Here is a 16,698-nt window from a genome sequence, read left to right on the forward strand (position 1 = left end):
CCTCTTCATTTTGCGTCCTGATGAGTCCCGTCAGACTGAAGCCAACAGGCTCGCGTTACCGCCTGCGGCGGTGGTGTCCACGCAGATCGACTGCTCATGCATGTAGGCGGCCGGGTTGTCGAGCTCGGTGACGAGCTGGACGATCGGACCGCTGCGGCGCGAAAGCGCCCGCCGAAGCGCGCGCAGCCAATCCTCTTCGCCGCACGCGGCGACGAGGTCGACCGGCAGCGTTTCAAGGGCAGCCGGATCGACGGTGCCCTCCAGCGCCACGAGCGGAACGTCGCCGCGCAACAGCGGATGGAGAAGCTTCGAGGCCCCCTCGCCCGCCGCAATCACCGTGTTGCCGCCCGCAAGGGCTGCGATGACCTGTGCGGCCAGCGCCTCCGGGCCCGCGCCCAGGCAGAGAACGATGCCTTTCGGCGTCAGCTGGTAGGTGTTGGACTCACCCGTCGGTCCGGGCAGGTCGATGGGGCCCTGGTCAAGAGCAGCGGCGCTTGCCAGGTGCCCGGCGAAGCGCCCGCGCAGCAGCCGGCGAAGTGCAGGCACGCGGTCGGCCCTTCTCGCCCAACCCGGATCGAACGCGGGCAACTTCTCACTGACGAGTCCGCCAGGCAGGACGGCGCCAGCCGGCTTCTCCGTTGTTTGGGCGGCGGAGCGGCGGAAGCGGCGCAGATAGAGCGGGCCGCCAGCCTTTGGCCCGGTGCCGGAGAGCCCCTGACCGCCGAAAGGCTGGGAGCCGACGACCGCGCCGATCTGGTTGCGGTTGACGTAGATGTTGCCGACGCGGATCTCGTCCACGATCTCCTGAACGCGGGCGTCAACGCGCGTGTGGAGCCCGAAGGTCAGGCCGTAACCCTTCGCGTTGATTGCGGAAATGACCTTCTGGATATCGTCTGCCTCGAAGGTTGCAACGTGCAGGGCGGGGCCGAAGATCTCGCGCTCCATCTCCTCGATGCCGGAGACGGAGAAGGCGGCGGGGGCGACGAAACGACCGCCCTCCGGCTTGCCGATGGAAGCGATCAGGCGGCCTTTCCTTTCGAGCGTCGCGCAGTAGTCGCTGATGCCCTTCATGGCCTCGTCGTCGATCACCGGACCCACGTCGGTGGAGAGCTGCCAGGGGTCGCCGACGGTGAGAGCTTCCATCGCGCCCTTGAGCATGCGCAGCAGCTTCTCCTCGACGTCCTTCTGGACATAGAGAATGCGCAGCGCCGAGCAGCGCTGGCCGGCGCTCTGAAAGGCGGAAGCGAGGATGTCACGCACCGCCTGTTCCGGCAGCGCGGTGGAATCGACGATCATGGCGTTCAGGCCGCCGGTTTCGGCGATGAGCATCGCATCGGAGCGCGCGGTCTCGGCAAGCTGGCGTTCGATGATGCGGGCGACCTCGGTGGAACCGGTGAAACAGACGCCTGCAATGCGGGGGTCGGCTGTCAGCGGCGCGCCGACGGTGGGACCATCGCCCGGCAGGAGATGCAGAACCTCCTTCGGGACACCGGCCTCGTGCATGAGCTGCACGGCACGGGCGGCGATCAGGCAGGTCTGCTCGGCCGGCTTGGCAATCACGGCGTTGCCGGTGACGAGGGCCGCGGCGATCTGGCCGGTGAAGATGGCCAGCGGGAAGTTCCACGGCGAGATACAGGCAATGACGCCGCGTGCCTCGGTTCCCGCCACGGCCCTCGCTGCCTCGGCGGCGTAGTAGTGGAGGAAGTCCACGGCCTCGCGAAGTTCCGCGATGCTGTCAGCCACCGACTTGCCCGCCTCGCGGGCTGTCAGCGCGAAGAACTCGCCGGCATTGGCCTCATAGAGTTCTGCGATGCGGGTAAGGATCGCAGAACGCTCGGCCACCGGCCGCGCCGCCCAGGCTTGCTGGGCTTCCACGGCGATGCCGACAGCCTCGCGAACCGTTTCGGCATTCGCGTCCACGACCGTGCCCACGACCTCGTCGAGGCGCGCCGGATTCAGGACGGTGCGGCTCTCTCCCCTCGCCCTGGCGGGCGTGACGGGTTCGACGCGCCATGTATGGGGTGCGGCGAAGGGCTGGCGGATGCGGTCGAGCTCCTCGAGCGTGATGGGATCGGTGAGGTCCCAGCCCTTGGAGTTACGGCGCTGCGGCTCGAAGATGTCGGCCGGGCGCGGGATCGCAGGATTGACGACCGGCTGGCCGCCAAAGGCCACCTCGAAGGGATCGCGGGCGATTTCCTCCGCACTGACGCTCTCATCCAGTATCTGGTGGACGAAGGAGGAGTTGGCGCCGTTCTCCAGCAGGCGGCGGACCAGATAGGCTAGCAGGTCCTCGTGCGCACCGACCGGCGCATAGATGCGGCAGCGGGTGTTGTGGCGACGGTGGATGATGTCGTGCAGCGCCTCGCCCATGCCGTGCAGGCGCTGGAACTCGAATTTCGAGTAGTCGCCGCCCGACAGCGACAGTATGGCCGCCACGGTGTGGGCATTGTGGGTGGCGAACTGCGGGTAGATGCGGTCGGTCATGCCGAACAGCTTGCGGGCACAGGCGATGTAGGAAACGTCCGTGTTCACCTTGCGCGTGAAGACCGGATAGCCCGGCAGGCCCTGGACCTGGGCTCGCTTGATTTCCGTGTCCCAGTAGGCGCCCTTGACCAGGCGGATCATGATCCGGCGGTCGAGCTTCCCGGCTAGCGCGTGGAGCCAGTCGATGACGAAGGGTGCACGGCGGCCGTAGGCCTGGACCACGACGCCGAAACCGTCCCAGGCTTCCAGCGACGCGTCGGCCAAAACCCGCTCGATGATGTCGAGCGAGAGGTCGAGGCGGTCGGCTTCCTCCGCGTCGATGTTGAGGCCCATGCGCGCCTTCTTCGCGTCCTGGCAAAGCTCCAGAAGCCGGGCGCACATGTGCGGCAGCATGGCTTCCCGCTGGGACACCTCGTAACGGGGATGGAGGGCTGAGAGCTTCACCGAGATGCCAGGATTGAGGCGGATATCACCACTGGTCGCTTCCGAGGCAAGCGAATGAACCGCCTCCCTGTAGGCCGCGAAATAGCGCAGGGCATCGGCCTCGGTGCGGGCCGCCTCGCCCAGCATGTCGTAGGAATAGGTGTAGCCCCTGCGAACCATGGAGCGGCCATTCCTCACGGCTTCAGAAATGGTCTCACCCAGCACGAACTGTTCGCCCATCTCGCGCATGGCCGCGGAAACGGCGGCGCGGATGACAGGCTCGCCCAGACGACGCACCATGGCGCGGAGAGTCGAGGCGATGCCAGTGCCGTCATCGTCCAGCACGCGACCGGTGAGCGCCAGCGCCCAGGTCGAGGCATTGACGAAGATGGAGGCCGAGCCACCAGCATGGGCCGACCAGTCGTGAGGCGCGATCTTGTCACGGATCAGCGCATCGACTGTCTCATCATCGGGCACGCGAAGCAGGGCCTCCGCCAGACACATGAGCGCCACGCCCTCCTTGGTGGAAAGGCCATATTCGGCGAGGAAGGATTCCATCAGATAACGGCCGCCCGCGGAACGGACGGCACGGACAAGCTCTGCCGCATGTGCCGCGATCGCGCGGCGCTGTTCCTCTGTCAAATCGGCCGTGGAGCGCAGGCGTTCCAGCGCCTGCATCTCGTCGGCAATAATGTTTTCGCGGATGGTTTGGCGAAGTGCCGCCAGGTCAGGGTCAGCCATGGAAGACCTCAATTCCTCGTGTTGGCCGATCATATCACGGCGCGAAACTTCCATTTGGTCTGAAATATGATAGTTCTCAGCCTGAATGGCTGTTATTAAGACATCTATCAATACAAACGGGTTCCTGATCGTATGTCTTCAGATCAACTGGACCAGTTCGACCAGAACATCCTCAACGCTCTGGCTCAGGACGCAAGGCTTTCCGCGGCGGAGCTGGCCAAGCGTGTGGGGCTGACCAAGACGCCAGTGCTGGCGCGACTCAGGCGGCTGGAACGCGAGGGCTACATCCGCGGCTACACGGCGATCATCGACCACGAACGGCTGGGCGAAGGCCACGTCGCCTTCGTGCAGGTGACGCTCTCCGACACGCGGTCCGCGGCGCTCGACGCCTTCAATCGCGAGGTGCTGAAATATCCGGAGATCGAGGAGTGCCACATGATCGCGGCGAGCTTCGACTATCTGCTGAAGGTGCGGACGAAGGACATCCACTCCTACCGCAAGGTGCTGGGCGAGAAGATCTCCAGCCTGCCCCACGTGTCTCACACATCTACCTTTGTAGCGATGGAGACTGTAAAAGATCGCTAGCCGCACATTGCGAGGCTGTACCTTCGCGCTGCTCAAACTATAACTGAAAGAATGAGCTACCGATCCGCATTCATGCGCCTGATGCTGCTGGCGCTCGCGCTTGTCCTTCCATCCGTTCACGCGGGAGCCACGGAAGCCGGCTGGGCCCTGCTGCGGCAGGGCGGACAGGTGGTACTGCTCAACGAGGCCTATACGCTCGCCACGGGCCGCCATCCGGGCGGCGACATCGGCGATTGCCGGACGCAGCAGACGCTCTCGGAGCGCGGACGGGCGCAGGCAGGCCGGATGGGAGCCCTGTTCTACGCGCGCTCGGCGCCGGTCGACCTGGTGCTCACCAGCCGGCATTGCCGGACGCAGGAAACCGCCCAGATCGCCTTCCGCGACAGCAGGATCGAGATCTTCGACGCGCTAAACGAACTGTCCCAGGACCCGGAAGTCGAGGCGAAGCAGATCGAGGAGACCATCGCCCGCATTGAGGATTTCGGCGGTTCGGGCAATCTGATCATGGTCACCCATCCGTCGAACATCAAGGCGCTTACCGGCATCACGCCGCGCCCGGGGGAAGCCATCATCGTCGTGCCCAACGGCGACACGCTCGGTGTTGCCGCCCGAATTACTTTCAACTAGACGATGCCCGGCATCCATGACATGCCCCAAATGGGCGTTATCTGAAGCCCGGATGCGAGGTTGTTGACCAACAGCCCTTTTCCTGACCGGAAAAAGCGATTAGACACGCCTGAACGAATCCACGTGGGATAGAGCAGTGACGAGCACATTCGACCGCGTCGCCGACATCATCGCTGAAACCAGCGAGATTGATCGCGAAAAGATTACGCCCGAAAGCCACACCATTGACGATCTGGGCATCGACAGCCTGGACTTCCTCGACATCGTCTTTGCGATCGACAAGGAGTTCGGCATCAAGGTGCCGCTGGAAAAGTGGACGCAGGAAGTCAACGAGGGGAAGGTCGGCACCGAGGAATACTTCGTCATGAAGAACCTCTGCGCCAAGATCGACGAACTCGTGGCCGCCAAGGCCGCCGGTTGAGCGAACGCACAGAGTAGCGAGGGGACATGAACCCTAACGACGTCGTCATCACCGGCATCGGTATCGTCTCCTCGCTGGGTCTCGGTGCCGATGCGCACTGGAATGCGCTGACACAGCCGGAACCGAAGCCGGTTGTGGATACTGAGCGTTTCAACCCGTTCACTGTGCATCCCCTGCCCGAGATCGACTGGAGCCTGCAGATTCCGAAGCGCGGCGACCAGCGCCAGATGGAAACCTGGCAGAGGCTCGGCACCTATACGGCCGGCCTCGCGCTGGAAGACGCGGGTATCAAGGACAATGAAGAGCTTTGCACTTCCATGGACATGATCGTGGCCGCCGGTGGCGGCGAGCGCGACGTGGAGGTGGACCAGGGCATCCTGGACGCTTCGCTCACGCGCAGCGATCACGGCGTGCTGCTCAACGAGAAGCTGACCACGGAACTGCGGCCGACGCTCTTCCTGGCGCAGCTTTCCAACCTGCTTGCCGGCAACATTTCTATCGTCCACAAGGTCACCGGCTCGTCCCGTACCTTCATGGGCGAGGAAGGCGCAGGAATCGCGGCCATCGAGACGGCTGCCGCACGAATCCGCTCCGGCCAGTCGAGCCATGTGTTGGTCGGCGGCGCGTTCCAGACGGAGCATCCCGACATGCTCCTGGCCTACGAGCTCGCCGGCTTCCTGCAGCGCGACGGCTGGTCGCCCGTGTGGGAGCGCGAGGGCCGCAACGGCGGTGGCGTCATCACCGGCTCGGGCGCGGCTTTCCTGGTCCTTGAATCGCGGGAGCATGCGGAGAAGCGCGGTGCGAAGCCCTATGCCGCCATCTCGCGCATCATCTCCGACCGTAGCCGCCGCAGCAGCGGAGCGCTCAGGGAGAAGCTCGAGCAGATGGTCTTGGAGCTTGCCGGTTCCGATCCGATGCTCGCGATCAGTGGCGCCTCCGGCGCGCATGTGTCGACGAGGACCGAGAAGGACGTGTTCGACGCGAAGCCGAACCTCGCCGTTCGCGGCTTCGGCTCGCTCACCGGACATCTGAAGGAAGCCCAGTTCCCCTTCGCCGTGGCACTCGCCGCGCTCGCCGTCCGCAATGGACAGGTCTACCCGCCGTTCGCCGGTGCCGAGCCTGCGTTTGCCGAGAAGCCGGCCGCAGTGCTTGCGACGGCCGTCGGTTACAATTGCTTCGAGGGAATGGGCCTCATAACCGAAGCTTGACGCGCCGGGCGTGGTCTGCGCAATCCGGCGCCCGTCTGAGGAATTTCGCATCGGATATCGCCGGGGTGAACCGGTAACGATGCCGCAAGGAAGGAAGACATGGCCGTGAAGACAACCGACAGCTTCGGCAGACCGCTGGTTGCGGTTACCGGCATGGGCGTTGTGACCTCGCTGGGCCAGGGCAAGAAGGACAACTGGGCGGCGCTCACGAGCGGTAAGTCCGGCATCCATCGCATCACGCGCTTCCCGACGGACCACCTTTCGACGACCATTGCGGGCACGGTCGACTTCCTGCCGCAGAGTGACAAGGGGGCGTCCGCCCTCACCTTCGCGCTGGCCGACCTCGCCGCCGAGGAGGCCATCGCCCAGGCAGGGCTGTCGCTTTCGGATTTCGGCGGGCCGCTGTTTCTCGCAGCGCCTCCGGTGGAGCTCGACTGGCACCATCGCCTGCGACTCTACGCGCAGTCGGACCGCGCGCGCGGCTGGCGCAGCCTGCTCGATGCGGCGCGCAACGCCGACGAGCGCGAGCGCTTCGACGAGTGCCAGTTCGCCACCATCGCCGACCGGCTCGCAGACAAGTACGGCACGCGCGGCATGCCGATCACGCTGTCGACCGCCTGCGCCTCGGGCGCCACGGCGATCCAGCTCGGCGTGGAGGCCATCCGCCGCGGCGAATGCGACCGGGCGCTAGCGATCGGCTCCGACGGCTCGGCCACGGCGGAGGCGCTGATCCGCTTCTCGCTGCTTTCGGCGCTCACCACGCAAAACGAATTCCCGGAGAAGGCTTCCAAACCGTTCTCCAAGGATCGCAGCGGCTTCGTGCTGGCCGAGGGCGCGGGCGCGCTCGTACTCGAACCGCTCGAAGCGGCCCTTGCCCGCGGCGCGGAGGTGCTCGGCATCCTGCGCGGCTGCGGCGAGAAGGCGGACGACTTCCACCGCACCCGCTCCAAGCCGGACGGGTCGCCGGCCATCGCGGCCGTGCGCGCAGCGATCGCCGACGCTGGCATGTCGGTGGACGAAATCGAGTATATCAACGCCCATGGCACCTCGACGCCGGAGAACGACAAGATGGAGCATCTGTCGCTGTCGACCGTCTTCGGCGAGCGCATCAGGCAGATCCCGATTTCGTCCAACAAGTCGATGATCGGGCACACGCTTTCGGCCGCCGGAGCGATCGAGGCGGTTTTCTCGATCATGACCATGCGCGAGGGCGTCATTCCGCCGACGATCAATTACGAGATCCCGGACCCCGCGATCGAGCTCGACGTGGTGCCGAACGTCAAGCGCGAGGCTGACGTGAAGGTGGTGCTGTCGAACTCGTTCGGCTTCGGCGGACAGAACACCTGCCTTGTCATGGCGCGCGAGGCGGGTTAACTCCCACCCGAACGGTTACTTGCGGCACGGCATTGGCCCGCGCCGCGACCGCGCCAACAATTCACGATAAAGCCGCCGGAGCGTCCACGCACGCGGGCAGGCTTGCCTTCATACGGAGTTTCCATGCGCGCACTGCAACTGGTTGCCGACCGCAAGCTCGAGATCGTTGACCTTCCCCCTCCCCCGCCGCCAGCCCAGGGAGAGGTGACGGTGCGCATCGGCGCGGTTGCCCTCAACCACATCGACGTCTGGGGCTGGCGTGGCATGGCCTTCGCCAAGCGCAAGATGCCGCTGGTCGTGGGCGCCGAGGCTGCCGGCTATGTCGAAGAGATCGGACCGGGCGTGTCGAATCTGGTTCCCGGTCAGATCGTGTCCATCTACGGCGCGCGCACCTGTGGCCTCTGCCGCCACTGCCGTGAAGGCCGCGACAATCTCTGCGAGCATGTGGGCGGCGTGCATGGCTTCCATCTCGACGGTTTCGCGCAGGAGAAGGTGAACCTGCCGGCCCGGCTTCTGGTGCCCGCCCCTCCCGGCGTGGACGTCATCGGCGCCGCGGTCGCTCCCGTCACCTTCGGCACGGTCGAGCACATGCTGTTCGACAACGCCAAGCTAGAGCCTGGCGAGACGATCCTGATCCACGCGGGCGGTTCCGGCATCGGCACGGCGGCGATCCAGCTCGCCAAGCGCATGGGCTGCACGGTCATCACGACCGTCGGATCCGATGACAAGGCTGAGAAGGCCAAGGCGCTCGGCGCGGACCACGTCATCAACTACCGCAAGGACCGCTTCGAGGGCGTGGTGCGCAAGATCACAAAAAAGCGCGGCGTGGACGTGGTGTTCGAGCACGTGGGCAAGGACACGTTCGCGGGGTCCATGCTGTCTCTCAAGCGCGGCGGACGGCTCGTCACCTGCGGTTCGACCTCCGGCGTCTCGACCGAGATCAACCTGATGCAGCTGTTCCAGCAGCAGCTGAAGCTGCTCGGCTCCTTCGGCTGCCGCATGGAGAACATGGTCAACGCCATGCAGAAGATGGCGGCGGGCATTGTGCATCCGGTCATCGACACGATGGTCGGCTTCGACGATCTGGAACAGGCGCTGAAGCGCATGGAAGGGCGGGATGTCTTCGGCAAGATCATCCTGAAGCTCGAGGACTAAGAAGCCGGCGATGGCGCGCTTTTCAAGGACGATGGCCCGCAGGCTGAAAGCGGCCGAAAACTGGTTGGTCGCCCAGGTCTCGCTGGCCGCACTGTCGCTGCTGCGCCGGCTGCCGCCGGACAAGGCGCTCTCCTTTGCCGAGAAGGTCGCGCGCAAGCTGGGCCCGAAGACCATCCGCCACAAGCTGGCGCTCGACAACCTGCGTCGCGCCTATCCGGACAAGCCCGAAGAGGAAATCCAGGAGATCGCCCTCGACATGTGGGCGAACATGGCGCGGCTGGCGGTCGAATACGTGTTCATCGACAAGCTGTTCGACTTTGATCCGGAAAAGCCTGGAGCGGGCCGGGTCGAGGTCGAGGGTATCGACATCTTCCTGCGCATCCGCGAGGAAAAGCGGCCGCACATCTTCTTCACCGCCCACATCGGCAATTTCGAGTTCCTGCCCGTGGCGGCCGCCCAGTTCGGGCTCGACGTGCACGTGCTGTTCCGGGCGCCCAACAATCCGTACATTGCCGACTACATCAACGAGACGCGCAAGGCGGTGATGGGCGGACTGGTGCCCTCGCGCGCGGGAGCTGCACTGCAGCTTGCCCGCATCCTGGAAGAAGGCGGCAACATCGGCGCGCTCGTGGACCAGAAGTTCCGCGGCGGCATCAGGACGACCTTCTTCGGCCGCAAGTGCCTGACAAGCCCGCTGATCCCGAAGCTGGCGCGTCACTACGATTGCGACGTGTATCCGGCGCACTGCGTGCGGCTCCCGGGCGGGCGGTACAGGCTGGAAATCGGCGAAAAGCTCAAGCTGCCACGCGACAAAGAGGGCTACGTTGACGTCAGGAAGACGGCGCAGCTCCTGAACGACATCACCGAACAGTGGGTGCGGGAACATCCCGGTCAGTGGATGTGGTTCCACCGCCGCTGGGGATGAACGCCGCCCGGGCAACAGGCCGTTCTCATCCCCTCTCCTTTCAGCGTCGATGTCCCACCGCGCGCGGCCGTTGCAGAAGCCCGTTCACACGGGAGGGATTGCGGTGTAGTCGGAAGTCATGTTCACGATCAGCCGCATCGAAACCTTCACCCAGGAAATCAAGAAGAGCCGCTTCGTCGCCATTGCGGCACCGGTCACGTCCGAGCAGGCGGCGAAGGATTTCCTGCGGGAGCATTCCGATCCCACCGCCACGCACAACTGCTGGGCCTGGCGCATCGGACAGAGCTACCGGTTCAATGACGACGGAGAGCCGGCGGGCACGGCCGGAAAGCCGATCCTGCAGGCGATCGACGGCCAGCAGGCGGACAATGTCGTCGTGCTGGTGATCCGCTGGTTCGGCGGCATCCTGCTCGGCAGCGGCGGCCTGGTGCGCGCCTATGGCGGCGTGGCGGCCAGCTGCCTCAGGCAAGCGGAAAAGACCGAGGTCATCGACCTGGTGGGCTTCTCGCTTCAATGCGACTTTTCCGACCATGCCTTGCTCAAGGCACGGCTGTCGGCCGTGGAGAACCTGTCGCTCACAAAGGAGGAGTTTCTGGCCGACGGCGTCGCCATGACGGGCACGGTGCCGGTGGAGGCAGCCGACCGCGTCGCCGGGCTCGTCAACGACATCACGCGCGGCAGGAGAGCCGTGCGGTTTGACGAGTAGCGGAAGCCTTGGTGGGTGCAGGCTCGGTTCTCTGGCGGTGCGGCCACGGAACTTAAGATGCCTGTCCGTGAACCGGGCCAACGCCCCCTCCCGTGGCGACCAAATGCAAACGCCGCCCCGGAGGGCGGCGCTGTCAGGACACCTGCAAGGGCGATTTTCAGCTCACCGGATACTCGCCCTTCGTGCCGCGCCAGTGGGCGGCGGCGAAGCCAAGAACGATCAGGGCCACGGCCTGATGCAGAAGCGCCCAGTCGATGGGCACCACCAGCAGCAGCGTGGTGATGCCTATTGCAGCCTGAACGATGACGAGGCAGGCCAGAACGATCGAGCGGTTCGCATGGGTCGTCCGCGGCTCGGCACGGCAGACCATGATCGCGTTCCAGAGGGTCAGGGCCAGGACCACATAGGCGCCGAGACGGTGCATGAACTGGACCGTCTTGGGATTCTCAAAGAAGTTCACCCAGGCCGGCGACTGCGTGAAGAGGCCGCCGGGCACGATCGCACCATCCATCAGCGGCCAGGTGTTGTAGGTGAAGCCGGCATTTAGGCCCGCCACGAGACCGCCGAGATAGATCTGGACCAGCACGGCCACCACCAGCCAGCCGGCGAAACGCTGCGTCGCACGGGAGGCCGGACCGGTGCTGTGCGGGGCGAGCCCGCGCGCCACCACCAGCACGGCGGTGAAGATGATGCAGGCAAGCGTCAGATGGGCGGCAAGGCGGTACTGGCTCACGTCGGTCCGGTCGACCAGGCCCGAGGCCACCATCCACCAGCCGAGCGCCCCCTGCAGGCCGCCCAGGAGGAACAGGCCCACGAGCTTCGGTTTGAGCGCAGGCTCAAGCCGCCCTGTTACCCAGAAGAAGATCATCGGCAGGGCGAAGATCACGCCCACGCCGCGCGCCAGGAGCCGGTGTACCCATTCCCACCAGAAGATGACCTTGAACTCGTCGAGCGTCATGCCCTGGTTCAGTTCCCGGTACTGCGGAATCTGCTGGTACTTGGCGAATTCCTCCTGCCACTCCGCGTCGTTCAGCGGCGGAATCACGCCGTGGATCGGCTTCCATTCGGTGATCGAGAGGCCGGATTCCGTCAGGCGGGTGGCACCGCCGACCAGAACCAGCGCGAACAGCGTCGCGACCACGACATACAGCCAGATCCGAACCAGACGCCGATTGTCGGCAACGTCGGCCGGAATCGAAAGAGATGGGGAGAAACTCGTCCTCGTCATTGTGCTCACTGCTCAATCCATCAGCTTCGCCGGATTCCGGATACCGGAAATGGGCGGGTACGCTCGGGCAGGTTTGCCCCGGCGCCCCGTCCACGGGCGAAAGCGGGCTCCGGTTAGTACGTGACCCAATAAGCAGCCGGTTGCAAGCTCCGCCCTGGCGACATGCGGTCGCGTCAACAGGCCGCATTTGGAAATGACGGGGCCTTCATTTCACGCTAAAGGTGTCTGGCGGAGAATGCCATGAACCCGAGACTCAAGAAACTCATAGCAACAATAGCGCTGGTGATCCTCGTGGCGCTCTATGCGATCGTTTCCACCGCCATTGCCGTGGCGCGACTGGGAGACAGCGGACCGCTCGTCCACCTCGCCTACTATCTCATCGGCGGCGTACTCTGGGTGGTGCCGGCAATGCTCTTGATCCGCTGGGCGGAGCGGAAGCCGCGGTGAGGCCCTGGCGCGCCACAATCTTGCCAGCGGTCCGGTTATATTCACAGAATCGAAATTGTTAGCCGCACAAGTTTGTGTGCGAGCGGGGTCGAAGTCCTAGACAGTGGTCGGGGGGACCAGTGCAACAGCTTCTCACGGGCGCGAAAGCGCAAACTCTTCAGCTTGACGAAAACAATCCCCGGACCGGGTTTTACACCGTCGTCTACAAGGATGGCCAGGCGGGCATCGAGGCTTATGCCGCGTTCTGCCGGTCTGCCCTCTACTCAGGATCGCAGAATCCGCTCTGGGTGAAAAGCTGGCTCGGTCCCAGGACAGACGACGAACGTCTGATCGCCATCGCCTGGAAGGACGGGCAGCCGGCGCTGGCGCTCGGGCTTGCAGTGGAGCGGCGCGGGCCACTGCGGATCGCCACCTTTCCAGGCGGTCCGCACGCGACCAGTACGTTCGTGGCGTCCGGCGACGTACCGCTTGATGCGGCCGATCTCCACGCGGTGCTGAACGACATCCCCGCGGCGCGGCCGGACATCGACGCCATCATCCTGAAACGGCAGCGTCTGCAGCTCGAAGGCCGGGCCAATCCCCTGCGGGAGCTGTGGCACATCATCAGCCCCAACCTGACCTTCGCCATGAGCCTCGCGCCCTGCCGCGAGACCGGCATCATCCGCAGCAAGCACCGCATGAGCCGCCACCGGCAGGTCAGACGCAAGTTCGAGACCTTCGGCGAGATCAGGGTCTTCCAGGCGCAGACGCGCGAGGAGGTAGACCGCCTCTTCGACCATTTCTTCGAGTGGAAGGCGGAGCAGCTCGCGTTCCGCGGCATCCCCGATTCGTTTGCTCCCGAAGAGGTCCGGGCCAGCCTGCGCAACACGTTCCGCCTTGCGCTGGAACAGGAGGAGCCTTCGTTCGAGATCAACGGGCTGGAGATTGCCGGGAAGCTGCGCGCCATCAACGCCTACAGTCGCACGTCCGAAGGGCCGCTTTGCGAGTTCCTGGCCTACTGCAACGACGAGCTGGCGCAGTGGGGTCCGGGAGAGTTCCTCACCTATAAAATGATCGAGAAGGCGATCGAGAGCGGCGCAAGCGTCTACGACTTCGGCATCGGGGACGAACCGTACAAGCGCCAATGGACCGACCGCACCCGCGAGGAGTTCGACTCCTATTTCGGACTGACGTTCCGCGGCAAGATGTACGTCCTGGCCGTGATGTGCGTGGAGTATCTAAAGCGCTTCATCAAGCGCAGCCCGTTGCTCAGCGGCTTCGTGAAGCGCGCACGCAAGGGCGTCGCGGCGCTGGCGCAGTTCAGGAAACGCTGAGCCTTTTCGGGCTCTCTCCGGGCTGCCCAGCCGGCGGCTGGCAGGTCGGAGGGAGTAACAGGGAGCGGTCCCGGAGACAGTCAGGCGGCGTCGAGATCCGTCGGCACGGCGGACCGGTCGAATTCGATGGACGAATAAACGACCATCGCCTTCATCCCCTCCTGCTCCAGCTCCGAGAAAATGCCCGTTACGGCCGGATCGTGACGGTCGACGACGCCAATGACGACGGCCGCCTTTCCTTCGGCGAGCTTGGCGGTGCTCTTCACACTCGTCTGGCCGCACTCGATCACCACCACGTCATAGGCGGCCGACAGCGAGCCCAGAATGATGGGCAGGCGCTCGATGTGCTCGGTCGAACAGCTCGGATCGGCAGTGCCGACCGGAACGATGTGGCAGCTGGAGTGGAGATCCGAATGGATCGCTTCCGAGAACTGGGCTTCCGAGGTCAGGAGGTCGGTGATGCCCTTGTGGGCGAGCGTCTCCAGCATGGGCTGCGTGGCGGCGCCCGAGAGCGTCAGGTCGAGCAGGACGACACGCAGGCCGCGGTCGGCAAGCTCGCGGGCGAGCCCGACGGACACCACGGATGCGGCATCCCCCTCGGGCGACAGAACGATCACGCGCTCGACATGGTCCACCATCAGCGTCAGGGCCGCGCCCTTCACGTCGAGATCCTTCGGCGCGACGGCGGAAGCGTCCTCATCCACCGCGCCGGCAATGGCCTTCGGCTCGGGCCGTTCGGGCTCAAGCTTCCGCGCTTCCGGCACCTGCACCGGCGCCGGCATGGGCAGCGCGGTGGAAGCCGGCCGGAAGGCACGGCCGCTGAAAAGCTCGCGCAACAGGATCAGCACCGCCATGAGCAGCATCGTGCCGACTACCGCGGCAAGGATCATCGGAACCGGCTTCGGATAGTAGGGCAAGGCCGGCGGTGTGGCGCGGGAGAAAATGCGGGCATCCACCGGCAGATAATTGCGGTCCAGGCGCGCGGCCGCCTCGCGAAAGCGGGTGAGATAGGATTCGAGAAGCTCCCGTTCCGAGGTAGCCTCCCGTTCGAGGGCGCGCAGCTCCACCTGGGCTCCCTCGGCCTTCGCCACCTCCTGCTTCAGCTGTTCGAGCCGGGCGGCAAGTTCCTCCTCGCGCTCGCGGGCCGCTTCGGCCTCGGCATCGAGGGCGGCAAGGATCCGGCGAGCCTCCGCATTGATCTCCGCATTCAGGTCGGCAAGCTGCGACTGCAGCGCCTGAACGCGGGGATGGGTGCTCATCAGCGTGGTGGAAAGTTCGGCGATCTGGGCGCGCAGCTCGACCTGGCGCTCGCGCAGCCGCTGCACTAGCTGCGAGGCCTGAACCTCCGGCAGGGTTTCGACGGCGGCGCCGTTCTGAACGGCAAGCCGGACTGCCCGCGCTCTCGCCTCGGCCGCCGAACGCGCGGCGCGCACGCGGGACAGTTCGCTCGTCAGTTCCGAAAGCTCCTGCGTGGCCAGAACCGTGTTGTTCTGACCAAGCAAGAGATTGGACCTGGCGCGGAATTCGGCGACCTTGCTTTCCGCCTGCCTGACGCGCTCGCGCAGATCCTCGATCTCCGGGGCGAGCCAGTCCGTGGCGCTCTCGTTGGACTCCATCTTGGCGGCGCGCTGGCTGGCGACATAGGCGTCGGCGATGGCATTCGGCACCCGGGCGGCCAGATCGGGGTCCGCGGACGAGAAGCTGATGACGATGACGCGCGAATTCTCGACGCGATACACGTCGAGCTTTTCGCGCAGGCTCATCAGGACGACCTCCTCGGTCGGAATCTCGCCCGGATCACGCGCCAGTCCGAGGCGGACCAGAAGACGCTGCAGAGCTGACGGCTTGGCCGAAAACTCTTCAAGGGACGCGAGATCAAGCTCCCGGGCGACCTCCTGCAGAAGCTGCGAGGAGGAAATGACTTCCACCTGGCTCGAAACACCTTCGCTATCCAGGCTGGTGTCGACATTGTCGGCGGGCCGCGTAAACACGGATTCGCGCGGCTCGATCAGGAGGCGGGTTTCGGCACGATAGAGCGGCGTTGCCGTGGTCGCCCAGACATAGGCACCCGCACCGGCGGCCAGAGACACTCCCAATACCAGCCACCACTTGCGCGCGATGCTCCTCACAAGGTGGCCGATATCAATGTCCACATCGCCGGCCCCTACGTTATTCCCCATCACCCACTCCACCAACTACCACCCGGCAGCCTGAACGGACCATTCTCCATAACGCCAGGACAGAGCCCAACCCGCGCCCAGTCCCAAACCACAGAATGCGGTTGCAAATCCAGAGTAAATTTCTGTGGTAACCAGCGGGTTAATCTTGTCACTTGTATGACCGCAATAAGCTGAGACTTAACCCGGCATTAACCCTAATGGCTGGATAAGAAGACAACAGGTCTGGCCGTCATCCAGAATGAATTGTTCAAGTGCTGATGAAGAAGCCCTTTTCCAGTCTGGTTGCCATCGTTCTCGCCATCGCTGCCGCGGGGTGCACCGGCTATCGCACGCCTCCCCCCGCTTTCCACGCGACGTTGAACCAGCCCTATGTGCTTGATTCGGGCGACAAGATCCGCGTGATCGTTTACGACCAGCCGGAACTTACGAACACGTACAGCGTCGACCAGGCGGGTTACATCAACTTCCCGCTGGTGGGGGCAGTGCCGGCGCGGGGCGCCACGGTGAAGGAATTGGAAAAGCGGCTGGCGGACAAGCTTCGCCAGGGTTACCTGCGCAATCCGGATGTCAGCGCCGAGGTCGATCAGTACCGGCCGATCTTCATCATGGGTGAGGTCGGCGCGCCGGGTCAGTACTCCTACGTCCCCTCGATGACCGTGCAGAAGGCCGTGGCAGTGGCCGGCGGCTACACCCCAAGGGCGAATCAGGAATCGGTGGACATCACGCGACAGATCAACGGCAAGGTCATCACGGGTCGGGTGCCGACGTCCGATCCGGTGCTGCCGGGCGATACACTGTACGTTCGCGAGCGTTTGTTCTGACCGCCCGGGCGAACGCCTGATCCGCGCCTAGACGGGGGCAGAACGCCCCTGCCCCGGCTT

Annotated in this window: 14 protein-coding genes; 11 read left to right on the forward strand and 3 right to left on the reverse strand. The window is 64.9% G+C overall.

The annotated features are described in order from the left end of the window. Positions 1–30 precede the first annotated feature (30 nt). Positions 31–3,648 carry a bifunctional proline dehydrogenase/L-glutamate gamma-semialdehyde dehydrogenase PutA gene (putA, locus tag ABD906_RS11850; RefSeq protein WP_345099613.1) on the reverse strand — a complete coding sequence of 1,206 codons (3,618 nt, stop codon included), beginning with the start codon at positions 3,646–3,648 and terminating at the stop codon, positions 31–33. A gap of 132 nt (positions 3,649–3,780) precedes the next feature. Here putA and ABD906_RS11855 point away from each other — a divergent pair, with 132 nt between their 5' ends. The 8 genes from ABD906_RS11855 (at position 3,781) to ABD906_RS11890 (ending at position 10,649) form a co-directional block, all read left to right on the forward strand. Further along, positions 3,781–4,233, forward strand: a complete 453-nt coding sequence (locus tag ABD906_RS11855) for an Lrp/AsnC family transcriptional regulator (protein ID WP_345099614.1) — start codon at positions 3,781–3,783, stop codon at positions 4,231–4,233. A 51-nt stretch (positions 4,234–4,284) separates the two neighbouring features. Continuing rightward, positions 4,285–4,860, forward strand: a complete 576-nt coding sequence (locus ABD906_RS11860; protein WP_345099615.1) for a histidine phosphatase family protein — start codon at positions 4,285–4,287, stop codon at positions 4,858–4,860. Positions 4,861–4,996: 136 nt separating this feature from the next. Beyond that, a complete protein-coding gene (locus ABD906_RS11865; protein WP_345099616.1) occupies positions 4,997–5,281 on the forward strand; it encodes an acyl carrier protein in 285 nt (94 codons plus the stop codon). Between the two features lie 26 nt (positions 5,282–5,307). Continuing rightward, a complete protein-coding gene (locus tag ABD906_RS11870) occupies positions 5,308–6,489 on the forward strand; it encodes a beta-ketoacyl-ACP synthase (RefSeq protein ID WP_345099617.1) in 1,182 nt (393 codons plus the stop codon). Between the two features lie 99 nt (positions 6,490–6,588). Continuing rightward, entirely contained in the window at positions 6,589–7,863 is a 1,275-nt protein-coding gene (locus ABD906_RS11875; RefSeq protein ID WP_345099618.1) for a beta-ketoacyl-ACP synthase, read from the forward strand. A 123-nt stretch (positions 7,864–7,986) separates the two neighbouring features. Continuing rightward, a complete protein-coding gene (locus tag ABD906_RS11880) occupies positions 7,987–9,018 on the forward strand; it encodes a zinc-binding dehydrogenase (RefSeq protein ID WP_345099619.1) in 1,032 nt (343 codons plus the stop codon). A 10-nt stretch (positions 9,019–9,028) separates the two neighbouring features. Next, positions 9,029–9,943, forward strand: a complete 915-nt coding sequence (locus ABD906_RS11885) for a lipid A biosynthesis lauroyl acyltransferase (protein WP_345099620.1) — start codon at positions 9,029–9,031, stop codon at positions 9,941–9,943. A 118-nt stretch (positions 9,944–10,061) separates the two neighbouring features. Continuing rightward, positions 10,062–10,649 (forward strand): IMPACT family protein, encoded by a 588-nt coding sequence (locus ABD906_RS11890; protein WP_345099621.1) that lies wholly within the window; start codon positions 10,062–10,064, stop codon positions 10,647–10,649. A gap of 157 nt (positions 10,650–10,806) precedes the next feature. Here ABD906_RS11890 and ABD906_RS11895 read toward each other — a convergent pair whose 3' ends face one another. Next, positions 10,807–11,877 carry a COX15/CtaA family protein gene (locus ABD906_RS11895; RefSeq protein WP_345099622.1) on the reverse strand — a complete coding sequence of 357 codons (1,071 nt, stop codon included), beginning with the start codon at positions 11,875–11,877 and terminating at the stop codon, positions 10,807–10,809. Positions 11,878–12,117: 240 nt separating this feature from the next. Here ABD906_RS11895 and ABD906_RS11900 point away from each other — a divergent pair, with 240 nt between their 5' ends. Together ABD906_RS11900 and ABD906_RS11905 are read left to right on the forward strand one after the other, a co-directional pair. Then, entirely contained in the window at positions 12,118–12,324 is a 207-nt protein-coding gene (locus tag ABD906_RS11900; protein ID WP_345099623.1) for a DUF2842 domain-containing protein, read from the forward strand. A gap of 119 nt (positions 12,325–12,443) precedes the next feature. After that, on the forward strand, positions 12,444–13,637 hold the full coding sequence (locus ABD906_RS11905; protein ID WP_345099624.1) for a GNAT family N-acetyltransferase: 1,194 nt from the start codon (positions 12,444–12,446) through the stop codon (positions 13,635–13,637). A gap of 80 nt (positions 13,638–13,717) precedes the next feature. On the opposite strand, the gene ABD906_RS11910 is transcribed toward ABD906_RS11905, so the two are convergent. Continuing rightward, positions 13,718–15,817, reverse strand: a complete 2,100-nt coding sequence (locus tag ABD906_RS11910) for a GumC family protein (RefSeq protein ID WP_345099625.1) — start codon at positions 15,815–15,817, stop codon at positions 13,718–13,720. 257 nt (positions 15,818–16,074) lie between these two features. Here ABD906_RS11910 and ABD906_RS11915 point away from each other — a divergent pair, with 257 nt between their 5' ends. After that, a complete protein-coding gene (locus ABD906_RS11915) occupies positions 16,075–16,638 on the forward strand; it encodes a polysaccharide biosynthesis/export family protein (protein ID WP_345099626.1) in 564 nt (187 codons plus the stop codon). The last annotated feature ends 60 nt before the right edge of the window (positions 16,639–16,698 follow it).

Origin of the sequence: Chelativorans composti (genome assembly GCF_039541695.1) — a bacterium.
GTDB lineage: Bacteria > Pseudomonadota > Alphaproteobacteria > Rhizobiales > Rhizobiaceae > Chelativorans > Chelativorans composti.

Excerpts from the sequence above, each read along its gene's own strand:
- putA (WP_345099613.1), bottom strand. The coding sequence starts at position 3,648 with ATGGCTGACCCTGACCTGGCGGCACTTCGCCAAACCATCCGCGAAAAC.
- ABD906_RS11855 (WP_345099614.1), top strand. The coding sequence starts at position 3,781 with ATGTCTTCAGATCAACTGGACCAGTTCGACCAGAACATCCTCAACGCT.
- ABD906_RS11860 (WP_345099615.1), top strand. The coding sequence starts at position 4,285 with ATGAGCTACCGATCCGCATTCATGCGCCTGATGCTGCTGGCGCTCGCG.
- ABD906_RS11870 (WP_345099617.1), top strand. The coding sequence starts at position 5,308 with ATGAACCCTAACGACGTCGTCATCACCGGCATCGGTATCGTCTCCTCG.
- ABD906_RS11875 (WP_345099618.1), top strand. The coding sequence starts at position 6,589 with ATGGCCGTGAAGACAACCGACAGCTTCGGCAGACCGCTGGTTGCGGTT.
- ABD906_RS11880 (WP_345099619.1), top strand. The coding sequence starts at position 7,987 with ATGCGCGCACTGCAACTGGTTGCCGACCGCAAGCTCGAGATCGTTGAC.
- ABD906_RS11885 (WP_345099620.1), top strand. The coding sequence starts at position 9,029 with ATGGCGCGCTTTTCAAGGACGATGGCCCGCAGGCTGAAAGCGGCCGAA.
- ABD906_RS11890 (WP_345099621.1), top strand. The coding sequence starts at position 10,062 with ATGTTCACGATCAGCCGCATCGAAACCTTCACCCAGGAAATCAAGAAG.
- ABD906_RS11895 (WP_345099622.1), bottom strand. The coding sequence starts at position 11,877 with ATGACGAGGACGAGTTTCTCCCCATCTCTTTCGATTCCGGCCGACGTT.
- ABD906_RS11900 (WP_345099623.1), top strand. The coding sequence starts at position 12,118 with ATGAACCCGAGACTCAAGAAACTCATAGCAACAATAGCGCTGGTGATC.
- ABD906_RS11910 (WP_345099625.1), bottom strand. The coding sequence starts at position 15,817 with ATGGGGAATAACGTAGGGGCCGGCGATGTGGACATTGATATCGGCCAC.
- ABD906_RS11915 (WP_345099626.1), top strand. The coding sequence starts at position 16,075 with ATGAAGAAGCCCTTTTCCAGTCTGGTTGCCATCGTTCTCGCCATCGCT.